The following is a 19,274-nucleotide window of genomic DNA, read 5'->3' on the forward strand; positions in this document are numbered from 1 at the left end:
ACGGGGGCGAGGCCGCGTGCGCGTTCCACGGGTTGATGCGGGACGTGGGGATTGGTCCGGCGGGAAGATCGCCGGGGTTTGCGCAAGATCAAGCCGCAGAGGCCGGCACAGGCGAATAATTCCAGGTATGCAAGCCGCCCTACGCCCATTACAAACTGAATCCCGCGAGCCCTCCGCCGCCAGCCCCTTGTTCCCGCCCCAATTGCTGGCGCGGCTGGACAAAAACGGCCCTCGCTACACCTCATATCCCACGGCGGACCGGTATCACGGCGGCTTCGGCGAGCAGGATTACCGGCAGGCGTTGCAGCAACGCCGCGCGGCGGCGCCTGCGGAACCTCTGTCGCTCTACGTGCACATCCCGTTCTGCGAGTCGGTCTGTTATTACTGCGCCTGTAACAAGGTGGTGACCCGCCATCACGGCCGCGCCGCCCGTTATCTGGACGCCCTGGCTGCCGAGATCGAGCTGCATGTGCGCGAGCTGGGCGAAGGCGTGCCTGTGTCGCAATTGCATTTCGGAGGCGGCACGCCGACCTTCCTGTCGGACGAGGAACTGTCGGGCCTGATGGCGAATCTGCGCCGCGCGTTCCGCTTCGAAACCGATGCGGAAATCTCGATCGAGGTGGACCCCCGCACCGCCACGCCCGAGCGCCTGGCCCACATGCGCGAACTGGGCTTCAACCGCCTGAGCTTCGGCGTGCAGGATTTCGATCCGCGGGTGCAGGCGGCGGTGCATCGCGTGCAATCATTCGAGGACGTGCGGGCGTTGATGCAGAGCGCGCGGGCATTGGGCTATGTCTCGGTCAACATGGACCTCATCTACGGCCTGCCGCTGCAGACCACGGAATCCTTTGCCCGCACCATCGCCCAGGTCATCGCGTTGCGGCCGGACCGCATCGCGCTCTATGCCTATGCGCATCTGCCGACCCGTTTCAAGCCGCAACGCCGCATCAACGAGGCGGACCTGCCCGACCGGGAAACGCGGGTGGGACTGCTCAGCGCCGCGATCGACGGTTTCCTGAAGCAGGGCTACGCCTACATTGGCATGGACCATTTCGCGCTGGAAGGCGATGCACTGGCGGTCGCCAAGCAGAAGGGGGAGTTGCACCGCAATTTCCAAGGCTACAGCACGCAGCCGGACCGCGATCTGGTTGCCCTGGGCGTGTCGGCGATCGGCCGCATCGGCAACACCTACAGCCAGAACGCCAAGGTTCTGGACGAGTACTACGCGGCGATCGAAGCAGGGCGCTTCGCCATCGAAAGAGGGCTGACGCTGAGCGCGGACGACCTGGTGCGGCGCGAGATCATCATGGACATCATGTGCCAGGGCCGTGTGGACTTTGGCCAGATCGAGGCGCGCCACGGTTTGAGGTTCGCCGACAGTTTTGGCCAGGAACTGCAGCAGATGGCGAATCTGGCCGAGCTGGGCCTGGTCAACCTGCGCGCGGGCGAGCTGCAGGTAACCGGCCTGGGCTGGTACTTCGTGCGGGCCGTCGCCATGGCGTTCGACGGCTACCTGCAGGCGCCAGGCACCGTGGCCAGTTACTCCCGGATCATTTGAGCCGCGGCTTTGGGTGGGGCCTGACGCCGGGCGGTGTTCATTCGGCGAACTTCTCGCGCAGGTAGAGCGCCAGCGACAGATCGTCGGACAGTTGCAACTTGCGCATGGCCCGGCGCTTGTGGGTGCTGATGGTCTTCTTGCTGCGCATCAGCCGCGCTGAAATCTGCGTGACGGACAGGCCCTGGCTGATATGGCGCAGTATTTCGACTTCCGAAGTCGTCAAGGCCGCGTGGGGGTGCGTCGGCTGTTGCGGGCGGATCTTGCCGTCCTGCACCGTGAGGAATTCCTCCCTGCCCGCCAGCACGCCACGGATCATTTCCGGCAGCAGCACCATGCCGCATTCCTTGGCGAAGTAGCCGTTCGCGCCCGCTCGGTACGCGGCGTACTGGGTTTCCTGGCGGCTGCCCGCCGAGAAGGTAATGAGCGCCATTGCGGGGTGATAGCGGCGCAGGCGGCGCAGGTAATTCACGCCGTCCCAGGGTTCCAGCGGCAGGTAGAAATCGACGAGGGCGACTTCGCAGGGGGAGTGGGACAGCTTTTCCAGCAAGGAGCGCGCCGAGGTTTCGCGGTGGACCACCCGGAAGCCCGGGCGGCTCTCCAGGTAGGCGCCCACGCCCACGGCCACCACGGGGTGGTCGTCCAGGATGGCCACCTTGATGAGGGGCGGCGGCCGGGACAGGAGCAGGTGCCGGCGTGTACCCGGGCGGTCGCCGGTTTCGGCGGGCTCGGGGCTGAGGTGTGGGGGCGCTTTGAGAGTGAGCGCTGAGACAGTTTTCATCGATGCTCCACATGCAGGATGGGGGAACGCCGGCGGTCGATTGCGCAGGTCGCGGATAGTCCTGAATTTGCGAAGGCAGATTACGTTTTCGCATGCCCTGCGGGACATGAATCTCGCCAAAATCAGACTGTTGCACCATCTACCTGTCATATATGCGAGAAGCACGCCCGCAACATTCTGGATTTAGGCCGTGACAACGGGTGAGGTTTTGGGTTATGGCGCAGTGGCGCGCAGCGCAGGCGCAACCGGCTGGAACGCTCGGACGCGCTGTGGCGCTTTTGCCACGGAAAGAGCGCAAGTAGTGATACAATCGTGGACGATAAGCACAGCTTCTGTTGCGCAGTGCATTGTTTGCTGGTTTTGATCCATGCCGCTGCGGCGCGCACCAATAGGTCCAGACACCATGTTTTTCCCGCTGGCACGAACTACGACCCGGAACTTTCGCCCTATGTCGCGTTAAGTTTTCGTGCGTCGGGTTTCACCGTGTCAGGTCAGCGGTAGGACTCAGCAAGACAATCCAGGAAACGCGGCTCTCAGGCCGCGTTTTTCGTTTCCGTATTTTGTTTTTTTAGTTCCCAGAACCCCCCCCAGGAAGCACTCCCGATGGTACAGATCACATTGCCCGATGGTTCGCAGCGCCAATATCCGGGGCCGGTAACGGTTGCCGAAGTGGCGCAATCGATCGGTACGGGCCTGGCGAAGGCCGCCTTGGGCGGCCGCGTGACGTTCGAGGGCTCGGATTCCAAGCTGGTCGATACCAGCTTCCGCATCGAGGGCGACGCCCGTCTGGCCATCGTGACGGCAAAGGACGCCGACGGCCTGGACCTGATCCGCCACTCCACGGCGCACTTGCTGGCTTATGCCGTCAAGGAGCTGTTTCCGGACGCTCAAGTCACCATCGGTCCGGTGATCGACAACGGCTTCTACTACGACTTCTCGTACAAGCGCCCGTTCACGCCGGAAGACCTGGCCGCCATCGAGAAGAAGATGGCTGAACTTGCCAAGAAGGACGAAGTCGTCACGCGCGAGGAATGGTCGCGCGACGACGCGGTCGAATTCTTCAAGGGCATCGGCGAAAAGTACAAGGCCGAGATCATCGCCTCGATTCCGTCGAACGAACCGCTCAGCCTGTACCGCGAAGGCGACTTCATCGACCTGTGCCGCGGCCCCCACGTGCCGTCCACGGGCAAGCTGAAGGTCTTCAAGCTCATGAAGGTGGCCGGCGCCTACTGGCGCGGCGACAGCAAGAACGAGATGCTCCAGCGCATCTACGGCACTGCCTGGGCGACCAAGGAAGAGCAGGAAGCCTATCTGCACATGCTGGAAGAGGCCGAGCGCCGCGACCATCGCAAGATCGGCCGCGAACTGGAACTGTTCCATTTCCAGGACGAGGCTCCCGGGCTGATCTTCTGGCATCCCAAGGGTTGGGCGCTGTGGCAGCAGGTGGAGCAGTACATGCGCTCCGTCTACCGCGACAACGGCTACCAGGAAGTGAAGGCGCCGCAGATCCTGGACATTTCGCTCTGGAAGAAGACGGGGCACTGGGACAACTACCGTGAAAACATGTTCACCACGGAGTCCGAAAACCGCGTCTACGGCCTGAAGCCGATGAACTGCCCGGGCCACGTGCAGATCTTCAATGCCGGCCTGCATTCCTATCGCGAACTGCCCCTGCGCTACGGCGAATTCGGCCAGTGCCACCGCAACGAACCCTCGGGTTCGCTGCATGGCATGATGCGCGTGCGCGGCTTTACGCAGGACGACGGCCACATCTTCTGTACCGAAGAACAGCTGCAGGACGAGTGCGCCGACTTCACGGCGTTGCTGCAAAAGGTTTACCGCGATTTCGGCTTCACCGAGGTGTTGTACAAGGTCGCCACGCGTCCTGAAAAGCGCATCGGCTCGGACGAAGTCTGGGATACGGCCGAAGCGGCCCTGATGGAGAGCCTGCGCCGCACCGGCTGCGAGTTCGAAGTGTCGCCGGGCGAGGGTGCCTTTTACGGTCCCAAGGTGGAATACACCCTGAAGGACGCCATCGGTCGCCACTGGCAGTGCGGCACGATCCAGGTCGACTTTTCCATGCCCGTGCGCCTGGGCGCCGAGTACGTGGACCAGAACGACCAGCGCCGCCCGCCGGTCATGCTGCACCGTGCAATCCTCGGTTCGCTGGAGCGTTTTATCGGCATGCTGATCGAAAACCACGCCGGCGCGATGCCTCCCTGGCTGGCTCCGGTGCAGGCTGTCGTATGCTGCATTTCCGAACCTTCGGCCGATTATGCGGCTGAAATCACGCAAAGCCTGAAAAAACAAGGCTTTAGAGTAGAGTCCGATTTGCGCGGTGAAAAAATCACTCGTAAAATTCGGGAGCACAGCCTGCAAAAGGTGCCGTACATCCTCGTCGTCGGCGACAAGGAAAAGCAAAACGGCACCGTAGCCGTACGCGGACTGGGCGGACTGGACCTCGGGGCCATCGCATACGACGAATTCGTCGCGCGCTTGTCCGAGGACGTGTCCACCCGTCGCGACGTCAACCAACCTGGTAGCAGCGCTGCTTAACATTTCTAGGAGCTTTCAACATCGCCACTGAAAAAGCCAATCGCATCAACGGTGAAATCCGCGTCCCCGAGGTGCGCCTGATAGGTCTGGACGGAGAACAGCTGGGCATCGTCAAGATCGCCGACGCGTTCCGTCTTTCCGAGCAAAGCGACGTGGATCTGGTGGAAATCGCGCCGAACGCCGAGCCGCCGGTCTGCCGTTTGATGGACTACGGCAAATTCAAGTACCAAGAGCAGAAGCGCCAAGCCGAAGCTCGTTCCAAGCAGAAGGTCATCCAGGTCAAGGAAGTCAAATTCCGTCCGGCCACCGACGAGGGCGACTACCAGGTCAAGCTGCGCAATCTGCGCCGCTTCCTCGAAGAAGGCGACAAGGCCAAGGTGACGCTGCGTTTCCGTGGCCGCGAAATGGCCCACCAGGAACTCGGTATGCGGGTGCTTGAACGTGTGCGCGACGATCTGCTGGAACTTGCCCAGGTCGAAGCCATGCCGAAGCTCGAAGGCCGTCAGATGGTCATGGTGCTGGCGCCGAAGAAAAAGGCCGTGCCTGCGGGCAAGCCTGAATCGGCTGCCTGAGCTCCTGCCGTAGCCTCTCCAGGGAGGCTACGCCGCTTTTGCAGCCCGCCGTCTGCTGTTGCGCCGGCGGGTTCGCTAATTGGGCGGCTCTGCGCTACGATGTCATAAAGCCGCCTTCCCGCGAGGGAAGGCGGCGTCCGTTCAGGGTGTCGCGATGCATGTATTGTTCGTTTTGGATCCCTTGCCGCTGCTTAAGGCGTACAAGGACAGCTCTGTCGCCATGATGCGCGCCCTGGTGGCGCGCGGCCATACGCTCAGCGTGGCCATGCAGGGCGATCTTTATATCGAGGCGGGCACGGTCAAGGCCGCGGCCACCCCCATCGAACTGGTCGCGGACGCCGATCTGCATGGCCATGACTGGTGGCGCGAATCTTCCGCCCAGGATCTGCCGCTGGCGGAATTCGGCGCGGTGGTCATGCGCAAGGACCCGCCGTTCGACATGGAATACGTGTATTCCACGCATCTGCTGGAATACGCCGAGGCGCAGGGCGCCCGTGTGTTCAACACCGGCGCGTCGATCCGCAACCATCCCGAAAAGCTGGCCATTACCGAAATCAGCGAGTTCACCGCGCCCACGCTGGTGACCCGCAGCATGGCGCGCCTGAAGGCGTTCCACGACGAGCATCACGATGTCATCGTCAAGCCGCTGGACGGCATGGGCGGCACCGGCGTGTTCCGGCTGCAGCCCAAGGATCCCAACCTCAACGCCATTCTGGAAACGCTGACGGACAATGGCGCGCGCACCATCATGGCGCAGCGCTACATTCCCGACATCGTCAAGGGCGACAAGCGCATCCTGCTGATCGGCGGCGTGCCGGTGCCGTATTCCCTGGCCCGTATTCCGCTGGCCGGCGAAACTCGCGGCAATCTGGCGGCCGGCGGCCGCGGGGTGGCGCAGGAACTCTCCCCGCGCGACCGCGAGATCGCCGAGGCCGTGGCTCCCAAGCTCGCCGCCCGCGGCCTGCTGCTGGTCGGCCTGGACGTCATTGGCGATTACGTCACTGAAGTCAACGTCACCAGTCCCACCTGTTTCGTGGAAATCGCGGAGCAAACCGGTTTCGATGTCGCGGGCATGTTCGTCCAGGCGCTGGAAAAGGCCGTGGCGACCTCTGCCGCGGCAGTTTGACCCGCCGGGATTTCCGTCATGACCACAGGTATAGTCATCGTCGTGCACGCGCCCCTGGGCGCGGCGATACGCGATTGCGCCAGCCACGTCATGGGCAACCTGGACGGCATGCTGGCCATACACGACATCCAGCCTGAAGACCGCCCGGACGACCTGGCGCCGGAAGTCCTCAAGGACATTCTGGAGCAGGAGCACGGCGCGGGCGTGCTGGTGCTGACCGACCTGATCGGCGCCACGCCTGCCAACATTGCCAAGCGCGCCGTCTCCGATGCCCAGGCCCAGGGCATCCAGTGCTGCGTGCTGGCCGGCTTGAACACGCCGATGCTGCTGCGGGCCCTGACCTATCGCAATCTGCCTTTGGCCGAAACCCGCGAGAAGGCGTTGGCCGGGGGGCTTCAGGGTGTCTTGCGTGTAGACTGACGGGCGGAAATTTGCCCTATTATGTCGGCTATCGATTCTGGCCGAAGGGCGGTTCGACGTTTTGCTGTGAACAACACTGCGGCGTCATGCCGCAGCCACCATATTTCCTATGCCTAATACAGACATCGTCATCAGCAATAAACTGGGCTTGCATGCCCGGGCGGCTGCCAAGCTGACGCAGCTGGCCAGCAAGTTTTCCAGCGAGATTTTTATCTCGCGCGGCGCGCAGCGCGTGAACGCCAAGAGCATCATGGGCGTCATGATGCTGGCGGCCGGGCTGGGCGTGACGGTTAAGCTGGAGGCCTCCGGCAACGACGCCGATCAGGCCCTTTCTGAAATTCAATCATTGTTCGACAGTAAATTCGGTGAGCAGGAATAGAATTTCTTCCGGATCCGCCGGCCTGAGCGCTGCTCGGGCCGGCTCGTCTACGACCCTCAATGATGCACCCAACAACGGGGCTGGCTTTGCCAGCCCCGTTGTGTGTCTGTACGGCAAAGGCGTCGCCAAGGGCTATGCGATTGGTCGCGCGGTCGTCATGGGCGCGGCGGCGCTGGAAGTCGCGCACTACCGCATTTCGCCCGAAGACGTGCCTGCGGAAAGCAGCCGGCTCACCGATGCGCTGGCTTCGGCGCAGCAGGAACTGCTGCAGCTGGCCGACACCTTGCCGGCAGATGCGCCGCGCGAGCTCGGCGCCATGCTCAACGTGCACAGCCTGCTGCTGGGCGATCCGCTGCTGGCCGAACAGACCCTGGCGCTGATCGCCGAGCGTCACTACAACGCCGAATGGGCCTTGACGACGCAGGGGCAGATCCTGGGCCAGCAGTTCGACGCCATGGAAGACGAGTACCTGCGCGAGCGCGGGGCCGACGTGCGTCAGGTCATCGAACGGGTGCTGCATGTGCTGGCCGGCACCTCGGCCATCCTGCCCGACATGTCCCACATGGGCGGCGACGACGCGCTGGTGGTGGTGGCTCACGACATTTCGCCCGCCGACATGCTGCGTCTGCGCGGCGGCCGATTCGCCGCCTTCGTGACGGACCTGGGCGGCCCCACTTCGCATACCGCCATCGTGGCGCGCAGCATGGCCGTGCCCGCCGTGGTGGCCATGGGCAATGTGCGCGAACTGGTCCGCGACGGCGACATGCTGATCATCGACGGCGCGGCCGGCGCGGTGATCGTCAACCCGTCCAACCGCATCCTCGAGGAATACCGGCGCCGCCAATCGGCCTATGCCGACGAGCGCGCCGAGTTGAGCCTGCTGCGCGACGAGCCCTCGGTCACGCTGGACGGCATCGACGTGGTGCTGCACGCCAATATCGAACTGCCGGAGGAAGCCGCGCTGGCGCTGGCGTCCGGTGCGCATGGCATCGGCTTGTTCCGCAGCGAGTTCCTCTTCATGGGACGTCCGGACCTGCCGGGCGAGGAAGAGCAGTACGAAGCCTACTCGTCGGTGGTCAGGGTGATGGCCGGCCGGCCCGTCACCATCCGCACGCTGGACATAGGCTCGGACAAGACGCTGGACGGCGAGGCCACCGTGGCCACCAATCCCGCGCTGGGGCAGCGCGCCATCCGCTATTGCCTGGCGCGCCCGGAGATGTTCGCGACGCAGCTGCGCGCCATTTTGCGGGCGTCGGCCCATGGGCCGGTACGCCTGCTGATTCCCATGATCGCCCATATGCACGAGGTGGTGGCGACCAAGGCAGCCATCGAATCCGCCCGCCGCGAGCTCGATGCGCGTGGCCAGGCCTACGCGCCCCATATGGAAGTGGGCGCGATGGTCGAGGTGCCCGCCATCGCCATCGCCATCGAACCTTTCGCGCAGGCGCTGGATTTCCTGTCCATCGGCACCAATGACCTGATCCAGTACACGCTGGCGATCGATCGCGGCGACCACGACGTGGCATCCCTGTACGATCCGTTGCATCCGGCGGTGCTGCGCCTGGTCGCGCACACCATCAACGCCGGCGAGCGGGCCGGCAAACCTGTTGCGGTGTGCGGCGAGATGGCAGGGGATTCGCGCATGACCCGGCTGTTGCTGGGCCTGGGGCTGACCGAGTTCTCCATGCATCCGCAGCAATTGCTGGACGTCAAGCGCGAGGTCCGGCGCGCGCACTCCAACGCCTTGCGCGTGAAGGTGGCTAGCGCCTTGAACCGCGCCTTGCCGGTAGACCTGGATACGCTGGACCTGGCCTAGGCGGTTCGCCGCTACAAGAAAAATGGCGCCGGGGCGATACGCCCCGGCGCCATTTTTTCGTTCATGCTCGCCGCTGTCGTGCGGCGGGCATGAGACTCGCGTTTAGCTGTGGTAGGCGGATTCGCCGTGGCTGGTGACGTCCAGGCCTTCGCGCTCCTGGTCTTCCGGCACCCGCATGCCGCACAGGGCGTTGGCGATCTTGTAGGCGATCCAAGCCACTACGCCGGACCATACGATGGTCAGCAACACGCCTTCCAGCTGGACCCACAGTTGGTGGCCGATCATGCCGGGCTCGGCCAGGCCGGGTCCGCCCAGGATCTGCGCATTGAACACGCCCGTCAGCAGGGCGCCGACGATGCCGCCTACGCCGTGCACGCCGAATACGTCCAGCGCGTCATCGGCGCGCAGCAGGCGCTTCAGGCCATTGACGCCCCAGACGCAGACGATGCCGGCGATGACACCGATGACCAGCGCGCCCACCGGACCCACCAGGCCGGCGGCCGGGGTGATACCGACCAGGCCGGCGACGGCGCCTGAAGCGGCGCCCAGCATCGAGGGCTTGCCCTTGACGGCCCACTCGGTGAACAGCCAGGACAGCACGGCGCCCGCAGTTGCGATCATCGTGTTGAAAAAGGCCAGCGTGGCATTTTCATTGGCGGCTAGCGCCGAACCGGCGTTGAACCCGAACCAGCCCACCCACAGCAGCGCCGCGCCCACGAAGGTCATCGGCAGGTTGTGCGGCTGCATGGCTTCGCGGCCGTAGCCCACGCGCTTGCCCACCACATAGGCGCCCACCAGGCCAGCCACGCCGGCATTGATGTGCACCACGGTGCCGCCGGCGAAGTCCAGCGCGCCCTTGGCGTTGAGCAGGCCCGGCGCCGTTTCAGACGCGAACCAGACCATATGGGCGATCGGCACGTAGGCGAACGTGAACCAGATCACCGTGAACACCAGCACTGCCGAGAAGCGGGCGCGTTCGGCAAAGCTGCCGACGATCAGCGCGCAGGTAATGCCGGCGAAGGTGGCCTGGAACGAGGCGAACAGCAGTTCGGTCAGCGAGTTCGACATGGCGTACTTGCCGTCGGACGGGGTGAACATGCCGGAGAAGAAGGCGCGCGACAGGCCGCCGAAGAAGGCGTTGCCCTCGGTGAACGCGAGGGAATATCCGTAGATGAACCAGAGCACCAGGCCCAGCACGAACGTGCACAGCACTTGCAGCAACACGGACAGCACGTTCTTGCTGCGTACCAGGCCGCCATAGAACATCGCCAGACCAGGTACGGCCATCATCAATACAAGCAGGGTAGAGACGAGCAACCAGGAAATATCCGCTTTATCCATTTTCAGGCTCCATTGAGTCTTTATTTATTTACAGCGCGGCTTCGCCGGCTTCACCCGTCCTGATGCGGATCACTTGTTCCAGCGGCGCGGCGAAGATCTTGCCGTCGCCGATCTTGCCGGTGCGGGCCGCCTGTTCGATCGCTTCGATGACCTGATCGACCAGGTGATCGGGCACCGCGGCCTCGACGCGCAGCTTGGGCAGGAAATCGACGGCGTACTCGGCGCCGCGATACAGCTCGGTATGGCCTTTCTGGCGGCCAAATCCCTTTACTTCGGTGACAGTCAGGCCCTGGACGCCGATCCCGGATAGAGCCACCCGCACTTCGTCGAGCTTGAAGGGCTTGATGATGGCGATGATGAGTTTCATGGCATTTCCTCTCATGGTTGCACGTTGGCTTCGTCTATCAAGCAAATTCCATGCCATGTCGGGGATCGCCACGCAGAGAAGGCGGGGGCGCCCAAGTTGTGCCGAGATGCACCAATCTGGTGCTTCGCGCACCGATGGACGGCTTCAAGTTGGTGCGCAGCGCCAGTCCTTGGGGCAAGCAACCAAATATGTTTTCAGCCCGATATTTGTAGCAAATTGATGCGAGTTTTATTGCGTTTTATGTTGGCATATGAATGATTTTGTCGAGCCGTCAGCGAGCCTGGCGCTCCCCGCAAAGCCATGCGGAGCGGGCCTCTGGCTCAAATTGGCGGAGGCATTGAAGCAATGCGGGAAGATGCCGAAATCGGCGAAATGGACGCAGGTTCGTGATACGAGGGTTTACACCGGCCAGCTTGTTGTCCAGGGGCGCCTGCAGAAGAATCAATATCAGTTCAAGCCTGTCCCCGAACAGGCTGTGCCGCAGGCGGAGTTCTGTATTGAAGGATCTCCCAAAAGAAAGCAGGAACGGGAAGGGGCAGTCATGAAGATCCACCGCAAGGCTTTCTACACTCTGGTCCTGGCCGCGTCGCTCGCCGCGCTGGCCGGCTGCAACAAGGAAGACAAGGCCGCCGCGCCGGCCGCCTCCGCTCCTGCGCCTGCTGCTACGACTCCTGCGGCGCCGCCTCCACCCGCGACCACACCTTCCACGGCTGCCCCCGCAGCGGGCGCTGCGGCGTCCATTCCGGCCGAGTGCGAGGCCTACATCGCCAAGGTCAATGCTTGCATGGACAAGCTGGGCAGCGGCAATCCGGCTGCCGCCGCGATCAAGGAGCAGCTGGACGCGGCCAGGGCGCAATGGGGGGCGGTCAGCGACAAGACGCAGTTGGCGACGCAATGCAAGCAGTCGTCGGATACGTTCACGCAGTCGGCAAGCCAGATGGGTTGCCCGTAACGATGTTGGTAGGGGGTTGCCGCCATGGCAGCCCGGTTTTCTCCTGTGCTTTGAAGGGCGGTCACCGCATGCGGCCCGCCCTCTTTTTTTGGGGTGAGGGTGGCCCTTTTTTCGCCGCTGGCCCGGAAACCGTGCGCCGACGCACTACACTTGAGGTATCAAGAACACAGTGAGGCCGTCATGAACAATCGCACCCAGTGGATGGAAGACATCCAGAAGAATATCTCCGACCTGATCGCCCGCAGTCCGGCCGCGGATGTCGAACGCAACGTGCGCGCGATGATGACGCAGGCGTTCTCGAAGCTGGATCTTGTCACGCGCGAGGAATTCGACGTCCAATCCGATTTACTGGCGCGCACTCGCGCCCGGGTGGATCAATTGGCTGCGCAGGTGCAGCAGCTGGAGTCGCGCCTGTCCGCACTGGACAAGTAAGCTCGCGGCGGCCGCGCCGCGGCCGGCCTGGATATTGCCCTCGAACGGCCGCGATTCCGCGGCCGTTTGCATTTTGGGCGTGGGCTTGAGGCAGGCTGGCAGGATGCTTTTGTCACGGCCGCGCCGCGGCGGCCTCGCGTTTACGGATACTGGCGGGTCCCGCCTTTTCTCGGAGACCGCCGTGACGCTAGCCGTTCTTGCCAGCCGGGCCCTGTGCGGCCTGGACGCCCATGCGGTGCGCGTGGAAACGCATCTGGGTCCGGGCCTGCCCAGTTTCAACGTGGTCGGCCTGCCGGACACCGAGGTGCGCGAAAGCCGCGAGCGCGTGCGCGCGGCCATCCTCAACAGTGGTTTCGAGTTTCCACCGGGCAGGATCACCGTCAATCTTTCGCCCGCCGACATCCCCAAGGAGTCCGGGCGCTTCGATCTGCCCATCGCCCTGGGGCTGCTGTTGGCCTCTGGCCAGTTGGCCGCGCCGGTCGATGCCCGCGACCCGGAATCGCCGGTCCAGGAACCATCCCTGGCCGGCCTGGTGCTGGCCGGGGAGCTGTCCCTGACCGGCGCGCTGGTGCCTGTCGCGGCCCCGCTGGTCATCGCGCTGAGCGTTGCCCGGGAAGCGCCCGGCGCCACGCTCATCCTGCCCGCGGGCAGCGCCGAGGAGGCCGCCTGGGTACCGGGCTTGCGGGCGCTGTCGGCTCGCACCCTGGCCGACGTGGCAGCGCACGCGACCGGCGCCTGCCTGCTGCCCGATGCCGTGCCCAGGCCCTGGCCGGCCGCGGCGCCCGGGCCGTGCCTGTCGGACGTCCGCGGGCAGCCGGGCGCGCGGCGGGCCTTGGAGGTGGCTGCGGCGGGCGGCCATAGCCTCTTGATGATAGGGCCGCCGGGGGCGGGCAAGAGCATGCTGGCTGCGCGCTTGCCGGGCCTGCTGCCGCCGCTGGCGCGCAGCCAGGCGCTGGAAGTGGCTGCGGTGGCTGCGCTGGCAGGCCTGTCGGACGTGCCAGCGGGGCAGCCGCCGTTCCGGGCGCCGCACCATTCCGCCACGGCGGCGGCCCTGGTGGGCGGGGGCAGCCGTCCACGTCCGGGCGAGATCAGCCTGGCGCATCATGGCGTGCTGTTCCTGGATGAGCTGCCGGAATTCAGCCGGCGCACGCTGGAGGCCCTTCGCGAGCCGCTGGAGACGGGCAGGGTGGTCATCGCGCGCGCCCTGCGGGCGGCGCAATTTCCCGCCCGCTTCCAGCTGGTGGCGGCCATGAACCCGTGCCCCTGCGGCTGGCGCGGGCATCCCGGGCGCGCCTGCGCCTGCACGCCGGACCAGGTGGCGCGTTACGCGGGCAAGATATCGGGCCCCTTGCTGGACCGCATCGATCTGCATGTGGCTTTGCCGCCATCCGACCCCGAGTGGATGGGCAAGCCGCCGGGAGAGGCGTCCGGCCCGGTCCGGGAGCGCGTGGCGCGCTGCCGCGAGCGCCAGTTGGCCCGCCAGGGCAAGCCCAATGCCGCGTTGGCGGGGGCGGAACTGGACGAGCATTGCCGTCTGGATAACGAGGGTCAGGCCTTGCTGCTGCAGGCCATGCGCCGTCTGGCTGGCTCGGCCCGGGCCATGCACCGGGCGCTGCGGGTGGCGCGCACGGTCGCCGACCTAGAGGGGGAGGACGCCCTCGGCGCCCGCCACATTGCCCAGGCGGTGCAGTACCGGCGGCCGGGCGTATGATTGCCGGCATCTATCCCATGTGGGTCAGGCGCACGCCATGCCGGTCGACTCGACAAAATACGGGAAATCACCATATAATCAAAGGCTTTCCTGGATCCGAGTCAGATTTGACCCGTCCAGGGGAGAAGCCGCCGGGCAGCAATGCTGGCGGGAAGTACCCAAGATGTACCCCCAAGAAGTACCCCCAGAAGTGGCAACAGGTCCCCAAGTTTTGCCGCCATGGAAGGCTACATCGGCCCTTCATGCGTCAAGCACCTGGCGTCATGTAAATCAACAATGAGTGTTTAGTTTAGGGAATCAACATGCCCAAGATGAAAACCAAGAAAAGCGCCTCCAAGCGCTTTAAGGTTCGCGGCAGCGGCTCCATCAAGCGTGGTCAGGCGTTCAAGCGTCACATCCTGACCAAGAAGACCACCAAGGCCAAGCGTCAACTGCGCGGCTCGACGGCGGTTCATGAATCCAACGTGGCCTCCGTCAAGGCCATGATGCCTTTCGCTTGATCTAAGGGAGATCTACTATGCCTCGCGTCAAACGCGGCGTAACTGCCCGCGCACGTCACAAGAAAGTCATTGCCGCCGCCAAGGGTTACCGTGGCCGCCGCGGTAATGTGTTCCGTATTGCCAAGCAAGCAGTCATGCGCGCTGGCCAATACGCCTACCGCGACCGTCGTAACAAGAAGCGCACGTTCCGTGCTCTGTGGATCACGCGTATCAACGCCGCCGTCCGCGAACATGGCGTCAGCTACAGCGTGTTCATCGCTGGCCTGAAGAAGGCTTCGATCGAACTCGACCGCAAGGTTCTGGCCGACCTGGCCGTGCGCGACAAGGCCGGCTTTGCCGCCATCGTGCAGCAAGCCAAGGCTGCCTTGGCTGCCTGATCGCGCTTTAACTCATCGCGCATCGCTGCAAACGGGGCTGTAATGGCCCCGTTTGCGTTTTGAAGGCTGGATTTCATGACTCAAACGGTTGACGACCTGGTCTCCCAGGCGCAAGAACGCTTCGCCGCCGCCACGGATGCTGCTGCGCTGGAAAATGCAAAGGCTCGGTTCCTGGGCAAGGAAGGCGCACTGACGGTGCTGCTCAAAGCCCTAGGCAAGCTCGAACCCGAGCAGAAGCGCGAGATGGGCGCCCGGATCAATCAGGCCAAGCAAAAGGTCGAAGAGCTTCTGAACCTGCGCCGCGCCGCGCTGGCACAGGCCGAACTGGACGCCCGCCTGGCATCCGAAACCATTGACGTCACCCTCCCGGGCCGCGGCCGCGCGCCGGGCGGCATCCATCCGGTGATCCGGACCTGGGAACGCGTGGAAGAGATTTTCCGTTCCATAGGCTTCGACGTGGCCGACGGCCCCGAAGTGGAAAACGACTGGACCAATTTCACCGCTTTGAACAGCCCGCTGGACCATCCCGCGCGTTCCATGCACGACACGTTCTACGTCGACATGAACGACGCCGACGGTCAGCCGCTGTTGCTGCGCACGCACACCAGCCCCATGCAGGTGCGTTACGCGCGCATGCACAAGCCGCCCATCAAGGTCATCGCGCCTGGGCGCACCTACCGCGTCGACAGCGACGCCACGCACTCGCCCATGTTCCACCAAGTGGAAGGGCTCTGGATCGCCGAGGACATCTCGTTCGCCGACCTGAAGGGCGTGTACACCGATTTCCTGCGCTGCTTCTTTGAAACCGACGACCTGGCCGTGCGTTTCCGCCCGTCGTTCTTCCCGTTCACGGAACCGTCCGCCGAAATCGACATGATGTTCACCTCGGGTCCGAACCGCGGCCGCTGGCTGGAGATCTCCGGCTCGGGCCAGGTGCACCCGCAAGTGGTGCGCAACTTCGGCCTCGATCCCGAGCGCTACATCGGCTTCGCCTTCGGTTCCGGGCTCGAGCGCCTGACCATGTTGCGCTACGGCGTCAACGATCTGCGCCAGTTCTACGAAGGCGATTTGCGCTTCCTGCGCCAGTTCAACGAATAACAGACGGCTGATCATGCAATTTCCCGAATCCTGGCTGCGTACGCTGGTCAACCCCGCGATCGCCACCGATGAACTTGCGCACCGGCTCACCATGGCCGGCCTGGAAGTCGAAGACACCGTGCCTGCCGCGCCCGCCTTCAGCGGCGTGGTCGTGGGCCACATCGTCGAAATCGCGCCGCACCCGGACGCCGACAAGCTGCGCGTCTGCAAGGTGGATGATGGCTCCGGCGAGCTGCTGCAGATCGTGTGCGGCGCGCCCAACGCTGCCGCCGGCCTGACGGTGCCGCTCGCGCGCGTCGGCGCCGAGCTGCCTGGCGGCATGAAGATCGGCGTGGCCAAGATGCGCGGCGTGCAATCGTCGGGCATGTTGTGCTCGGCCCGCGAACTGGGCCTGTCGCAGGATCACGCCGGCTTGCTGGAACTGCCCGCCGGCATGACGCCCGGCCAGTCGATCCGCGAAGTGCTGGACCTGGACGACACGCTCTTCACCCTGAAGATGACGCCCAACCGCGCCGACTGCCTGTCCATCCTGGGCGTGGCGCGCGAAGTGGCTGCCCTGACTGGCGCGCCGTTGTCCGTGCCCACCGCCGTTGCCGTGCCCGTCACGCTGGACGAGCGCCTGCCGGTCAAGGTCGAGGCGCCCGATCTGTGCGGCCGTTTCGGCGGCCGCGTGATTCGCGGCGTCAACGCTCGCGCCGCGACGCCCGACTGGATGAAGACGCGTCTGGAGCGCGCCGGCCAACGCTCGGTATCGGCGCTGGTGGACATCTCCAACTACGTCATGCTCGAACTGGGCCGTCCGTCGCACGTGTTCGACCTGGACAAGATCCGCGGCGATCTCAGCGTGCGTTGGGCCCGCGAAGGCGAAACGCTCGAGCTGCTGAACGGCCAGACCGTGACGCTGGATTCCACGGTAGGCGTGGTGGTTGCGGGCGATCAGGTGGAAAGCCTGGCCGGCATCATGGGCGGCGAAGCGACCTCGGTCACGCTCGACACCCGCAACATCTATCTGGAAGCCGCATTCTGGTGGCCGCAGTCGCTCGCTGGCCGCGCGCGCCGCTACAAGTTCAGCTCGGAAGCCAGCCACCGCGGCGAGCGTGGCGTGGACTTCGCCACCATTCCCGAGCACATCGAATTCATCACGCGCCTGATCGTCGACATCTGCGGCGGCGAAGCCGGTCCGCTGGACGACCAGATCGTCAACTTGCCCAAGCGCGAACCCGTGCGCATGCGCCTGCCGCGCTGCCATCGCGTGCTGGGCGTGCCGGTCACGCAGGCCGAGGTCGCCAAGATCTTCGGCAGCCTGGGCCTGGACTTCAGGATCGAAGGCGATGACTTCATCGTCACGCCGCCTTCCTATCGCTTCGACCTGGAGCTTGAAGAAGACCTGATCGAAGAAGTGGCCCGCATCTACGGTTTCGAGAACATCCCCGTGGAGCCGCCCATGGCGCGCGCCAAGATGTTCTCGCAGCCGGAAATCCGCCGCGGCGCGCATGCGCTGCGCCGCCTGGCCGCTGCGCAGGACTACCAGGAAGTCGTGAACTACAGCTTCGTCGAAGCCGAGTGGGAACGCGACTACGCCGGCAACGAAACGCCCGTGCGTCTGGTCAACCCCATCGCCAGCCATTTGTCGGTGATGCGCTCCAGCCTGATCGCCAGCCTCGTCGCCAATATCCGTCACAACGCCAATCGCAAGCAGACGCGCGTGCGCCTGTTCGAATTGGGCCGCGTGTTCACGCGCGATGCGTCTGTTCAGGACGGTCCGCTGGAAGTGGCGGGCGTGCGCCAGCCCATGAAACTGGCGGGCGCGGCCTGGGGGCCGGCCGTGGAAGAGCAGTGGGGCGTGGCGACGCGCCAGGTGGACTTCTACGACGTGAAGATGGATGTCGAGGCGCTGTTCGGCGCGCGCGGCAGCCGTCTGCGTTTCGAGGCCGCAACGCATCCCGCACTGCATCCGGGCCGCGGCGCGCGCATCGAACTGGACGGCAAGCACGTAGGCTGGGTCGGTGAACTGCATCCGCGTTGGGCCCAGCAAGCCGACCTGGCGCATGCGCCGGTCGTGTTCGAACTGGACGCCGCAGCCTTGTCCGAAGGCGAACTGCCGCAAGTGCGCGAGCTCTCGCGCCAGCCCGTGGTGGTGCGCGATCTGGCGCTGTGGGTTGATGCCGACGTGTCTGCGCAGTCGATGCTCGACACCGTCTTCGCGACCGTCAAGGCAGATCCTCAACTGGCCGTGGTGCAGGACGCGCGCCTGTTCGACGTGTGGCGCGAGAAGTCCCAAGGCAGCGAGCCCGTCACCGAGAAAAGCCTTGCTTTCCGATTCTGGCTACAGGACACTGAGGTCACTCTGGACGAAGCCCGCGTGGCCGATTGCCTGGCACGCATCAAGGAAGCCTTGGTGGCTGCGCATGGCGCTCGCCAACGCGCATGAACCATGGGGAACAGTATGCTTGCTGCCGAGCCGCGCACGTTGACCAAGGCTGAACTGGCCGAACTGCTCTTCGAGCGGGTCGGCCTGAACAAGCGCGAAGCCAAGGACATCGTCGATACCTTCTTCGAGGAAATCCGCGACGCCCTGGCGCGCGGTGATTCCGTCAAGCTCTCCGGTTTTGGCAATTTCCAGGTGCGCGACAAACCGCCGCGCCCTGGCCGCAACCCCAAGACCGGCGAGACCATCCCCATCGCCGCGCGCCGCGTGGTTACCTTCCATGCGAGCCAGAAGCTCAAGAGCGTGGTGGAGCAGGCAACGCCCGCAGCACCCGAAGCATCCGACGCCGAGGAGTGATACGCTTTGTCGGCAATTGTTATCGGCACCTGACGCATCGCGGCATAAAATCCCCTTATGACACGTACCGAATCCACCGTTACCTTACCGCCCATTCCCGCCAAGCGTTACTTCACCATCGGTGAAGTCAGCGACCTGTGTGGCGTCAAGCCCCATGTCTTGCGGTATTGGGAACAGGAATTCACGCAGCTCAAGCCGGTGAAGCGGCGCGGCAACCGCCGCTACTACCAGCATCACGAAGTGCTGCTGATCCGCCGCATCCGTTCCCTGCTGTATGAGCAAGGCTTTACGATCAGCGGCGCGCGCAATCGCCTGGGCGATGCGCGCGACGTGCCGCACGATCAGGACGCTGCAGTGCGCCTGTCGGGCGCGGAAATGCAAGCCTTGCGCAACGAGCTGGGCAACGTCTCGACGATGCTGGCCGAAGCCTTGGGCACGGCTGCAAACGTTGCCGGCGCAAGCGCCGGCAACGCAAGCCCTGCGGCTTGAACGCGGCGCATCGTCAT

19 protein-coding genes are annotated in these 19,274 nt (G+C 64.5%); 16 read left to right on the forward strand and 3 right to left on the reverse strand.

The window, feature by feature from the left end:
- Positions 1-127: 127 nt before the first annotated feature.
- The gene (gene hemN, locus AC3WOB_RS30635; RefSeq protein WP_013392908.1) at positions 128-1,558 is read left to right on the forward strand and encodes an oxygen-independent coproporphyrinogen III oxidase; all 1,431 of its coding nucleotides are present in this window, start codon (positions 128-130) and stop codon (positions 1,556-1,558) included.
- 37 nt (positions 1,559-1,595) lie between these two features.
- On the opposite strand, the gene AC3WOB_RS30640 is transcribed toward hemN, so the two are convergent.
- Positions 1,596-2,336, reverse strand: coding sequence for a response regulator (locus AC3WOB_RS30640; protein ID WP_041653256.1), 741 nt, complete (start codon positions 2,334-2,336; stop codon positions 1,596-1,598).
- A gap of 603 nt (positions 2,337-2,939) precedes the next feature.
- Between AC3WOB_RS30640 and thrS the strand changes: the two genes are divergently transcribed.
- The 6 genes from thrS to ptsP all read left to right on the forward strand — a co-directional run bounded on the left by thrS (position 2,940) and on the right by ptsP (position 9,205).
- Positions 2,940-4,892, forward strand: coding sequence for a threonine--tRNA ligase (gene thrS / locus AC3WOB_RS30645; RefSeq protein WP_013392910.1), 1,953 nt, complete (start codon positions 2,940-2,942; stop codon positions 4,890-4,892).
- 20 nt (positions 4,893-4,912) lie between these two features.
- Positions 4,913-5,464 carry a translation initiation factor IF-3 gene (gene infC, locus AC3WOB_RS30650; RefSeq protein WP_080551054.1) on the forward strand — a complete coding sequence of 184 codons (552 nt, stop codon included), beginning with the start codon at positions 4,913-4,915 and terminating at the stop codon, positions 5,462-5,464.
- A gap of 154 nt (positions 5,465-5,618) precedes the next feature.
- On the forward strand, positions 5,619-6,590 hold the full coding sequence (gene gshB / locus AC3WOB_RS30655; RefSeq protein WP_492277138.1) for a glutathione synthase: 972 nt from the start codon (positions 5,619-5,621) through the stop codon (positions 6,588-6,590).
- A gap of 18 nt (positions 6,591-6,608) precedes the next feature.
- Positions 6,609-7,010 carry a PTS sugar transporter subunit IIA gene (locus AC3WOB_RS30660; protein ID WP_013392912.1) on the forward strand — a complete coding sequence of 134 codons (402 nt, stop codon included), beginning with the start codon at positions 6,609-6,611 and terminating at the stop codon, positions 7,008-7,010.
- Positions 7,011-7,119: 109 nt separating this feature from the next.
- Positions 7,120-7,389 (forward strand): HPr family phosphocarrier protein, encoded by a 270-nt coding sequence (locus AC3WOB_RS30665; RefSeq protein WP_013392913.1) that lies wholly within the window; start codon positions 7,120-7,122, stop codon positions 7,387-7,389.
- Between the two features lie 106 nt (positions 7,390-7,495).
- Positions 7,496-9,205, forward strand: a complete 1,710-nt coding sequence (gene ptsP, locus AC3WOB_RS30670) for a phosphoenolpyruvate--protein phosphotransferase (protein ID WP_041655407.1) — start codon at positions 7,496-7,498, stop codon at positions 9,203-9,205.
- 102 nt (positions 9,206-9,307) lie between these two features.
- Here ptsP and amt read toward each other — a convergent pair whose 3' ends face one another.
- The gene (gene amt / locus AC3WOB_RS30675) at positions 9,308-10,546 is read right to left on the reverse strand and encodes an ammonium transporter (RefSeq protein ID WP_013392915.1); all 1,239 of its coding nucleotides are present in this window, start codon (positions 10,544-10,546) and stop codon (positions 9,308-9,310) included.
- A gap of 28 nt (positions 10,547-10,574) precedes the next feature.
- Positions 10,575-10,913, reverse strand: coding sequence for a P-II family nitrogen regulator (locus tag AC3WOB_RS30680; RefSeq protein WP_006218735.1), 339 nt, complete (start codon positions 10,911-10,913; stop codon positions 10,575-10,577).
- A 250-nt stretch (positions 10,914-11,163) separates the two neighbouring features.
- Between AC3WOB_RS30680 and AC3WOB_RS30685 the strand changes: the two genes are divergently transcribed.
- The 9 genes from AC3WOB_RS30685 to AC3WOB_RS30725 all read left to right on the forward strand — a co-directional run bounded on the left by AC3WOB_RS30685 (position 11,164) and on the right by AC3WOB_RS30725 (position 19,257).
- Positions 11,164-11,865 (forward strand): DUF5339 family protein, encoded by a 702-nt coding sequence (locus AC3WOB_RS30685; protein WP_492277139.1) that lies wholly within the window; start codon positions 11,164-11,166, stop codon positions 11,863-11,865.
- 180 nt (positions 11,866-12,045) lie between these two features.
- On the forward strand, positions 12,046-12,297 hold the full coding sequence (locus AC3WOB_RS30690; protein ID WP_013392917.1) for an accessory factor UbiK family protein: 252 nt from the start codon (positions 12,046-12,048) through the stop codon (positions 12,295-12,297).
- A 181-nt stretch (positions 12,298-12,478) separates the two neighbouring features.
- Positions 12,479-14,008, forward strand: coding sequence for a YifB family Mg chelatase-like AAA ATPase (locus tag AC3WOB_RS30695; protein WP_492277140.1), 1,530 nt, complete (start codon positions 12,479-12,481; stop codon positions 14,006-14,008).
- Positions 14,009-14,310: 302 nt separating this feature from the next.
- A complete protein-coding gene (gene rpmI / locus AC3WOB_RS30700; RefSeq protein WP_006218740.1) occupies positions 14,311-14,508 on the forward strand; it encodes a 50S ribosomal protein L35 in 198 nt (65 codons plus the stop codon).
- Positions 14,509-14,525: 17 nt separating this feature from the next.
- On the forward strand, positions 14,526-14,885 hold the full coding sequence (rplT, locus tag AC3WOB_RS30705; RefSeq protein ID WP_006218741.1) for a 50S ribosomal protein L20: 360 nt from the start codon (positions 14,526-14,528) through the stop codon (positions 14,883-14,885).
- A gap of 75 nt (positions 14,886-14,960) precedes the next feature.
- Positions 14,961-15,983 (forward strand): phenylalanine--tRNA ligase subunit alpha, encoded by a 1,023-nt coding sequence (gene pheS, locus AC3WOB_RS30710; RefSeq protein ID WP_013392919.1) that lies wholly within the window; start codon positions 14,961-14,963, stop codon positions 15,981-15,983.
- A 13-nt stretch (positions 15,984-15,996) separates the two neighbouring features.
- Positions 15,997-18,414 carry a phenylalanine--tRNA ligase subunit beta gene (pheT, locus tag AC3WOB_RS30715; RefSeq protein WP_492277141.1) on the forward strand — a complete coding sequence of 806 codons (2,418 nt, stop codon included), beginning with the start codon at positions 15,997-15,999 and terminating at the stop codon, positions 18,412-18,414.
- Between the two features lie 3 nt (positions 18,415-18,417).
- The gene (locus tag AC3WOB_RS30720; RefSeq protein ID WP_041653270.1) at positions 18,418-18,768 is read left to right on the forward strand and encodes an integration host factor subunit alpha; all 351 of its coding nucleotides are present in this window, start codon (positions 18,418-18,420) and stop codon (positions 18,766-18,768) included.
- A gap of 57 nt (positions 18,769-18,825) precedes the next feature.
- A complete protein-coding gene (locus AC3WOB_RS30725) occupies positions 18,826-19,257 on the forward strand; it encodes a MerR family transcriptional regulator (RefSeq protein WP_013392922.1) in 432 nt (143 codons plus the stop codon).
- The last annotated feature ends 17 nt before the right edge of the window (positions 19,258-19,274 follow it).

It is taken from the genome of Achromobacter sp. FW305-C-30-7 (assembly GCF_058783105.1).

What these genes read in the sequence shown, in the direction of transcription:
- hemN (WP_013392908.1), top strand. Translation starts at nt 128, where the DNA reads ATGCAAGCCGCCCTACGCCCATTACAAACTGAATCCCGCGAGCCCTCC.
- AC3WOB_RS30640 (WP_041653256.1), bottom strand. Translation starts at nt 2,336, where the DNA reads ATGAAAACTGTCTCAGCGCTCACTCTCAAAGCGCCCCCACACCTCAGC.
- thrS (WP_013392910.1), top strand. Translation starts at nt 2,940, where the DNA reads ATGGTACAGATCACATTGCCCGATGGTTCGCAGCGCCAATATCCGGGG.
- gshB (WP_492277138.1), top strand. Translation starts at nt 5,619, where the DNA reads ATGCATGTATTGTTCGTTTTGGATCCCTTGCCGCTGCTTAAGGCGTAC.
- AC3WOB_RS30660 (WP_013392912.1), top strand. Translation starts at nt 6,609, where the DNA reads ATGACCACAGGTATAGTCATCGTCGTGCACGCGCCCCTGGGCGCGGCG.
- AC3WOB_RS30665 (WP_013392913.1), top strand. Translation starts at nt 7,120, where the DNA reads ATGCCTAATACAGACATCGTCATCAGCAATAAACTGGGCTTGCATGCC.
- amt (WP_013392915.1), bottom strand. Translation starts at nt 10,546, where the DNA reads ATGGATAAAGCGGATATTTCCTGGTTGCTCGTCTCTACCCTGCTTGTA.
- AC3WOB_RS30680 (WP_006218735.1), bottom strand. Translation starts at nt 10,913, where the DNA reads ATGAAACTCATCATCGCCATCATCAAGCCCTTCAAGCTCGACGAAGTG.
- AC3WOB_RS30685 (WP_492277139.1), top strand. Translation starts at nt 11,164, where the DNA reads ATGAATGATTTTGTCGAGCCGTCAGCGAGCCTGGCGCTCCCCGCAAAG.
- AC3WOB_RS30690 (WP_013392917.1), top strand. Translation starts at nt 12,046, where the DNA reads ATGAACAATCGCACCCAGTGGATGGAAGACATCCAGAAGAATATCTCC.
- rpmI (WP_006218740.1), top strand. Translation starts at nt 14,311, where the DNA reads ATGCCCAAGATGAAAACCAAGAAAAGCGCCTCCAAGCGCTTTAAGGTT.
- rplT (WP_006218741.1), top strand. Translation starts at nt 14,526, where the DNA reads ATGCCTCGCGTCAAACGCGGCGTAACTGCCCGCGCACGTCACAAGAAA.
- pheS (WP_013392919.1), top strand. Translation starts at nt 14,961, where the DNA reads ATGACTCAAACGGTTGACGACCTGGTCTCCCAGGCGCAAGAACGCTTC.
- pheT (WP_492277141.1), top strand. Translation starts at nt 15,997, where the DNA reads ATGCAATTTCCCGAATCCTGGCTGCGTACGCTGGTCAACCCCGCGATC.
- AC3WOB_RS30720 (WP_041653270.1), top strand. Translation starts at nt 18,418, where the DNA reads ATGGGGAACAGTATGCTTGCTGCCGAGCCGCGCACGTTGACCAAGGCT.
- AC3WOB_RS30725 (WP_013392922.1), top strand. Translation starts at nt 18,826, where the DNA reads ATGACACGTACCGAATCCACCGTTACCTTACCGCCCATTCCCGCCAAG.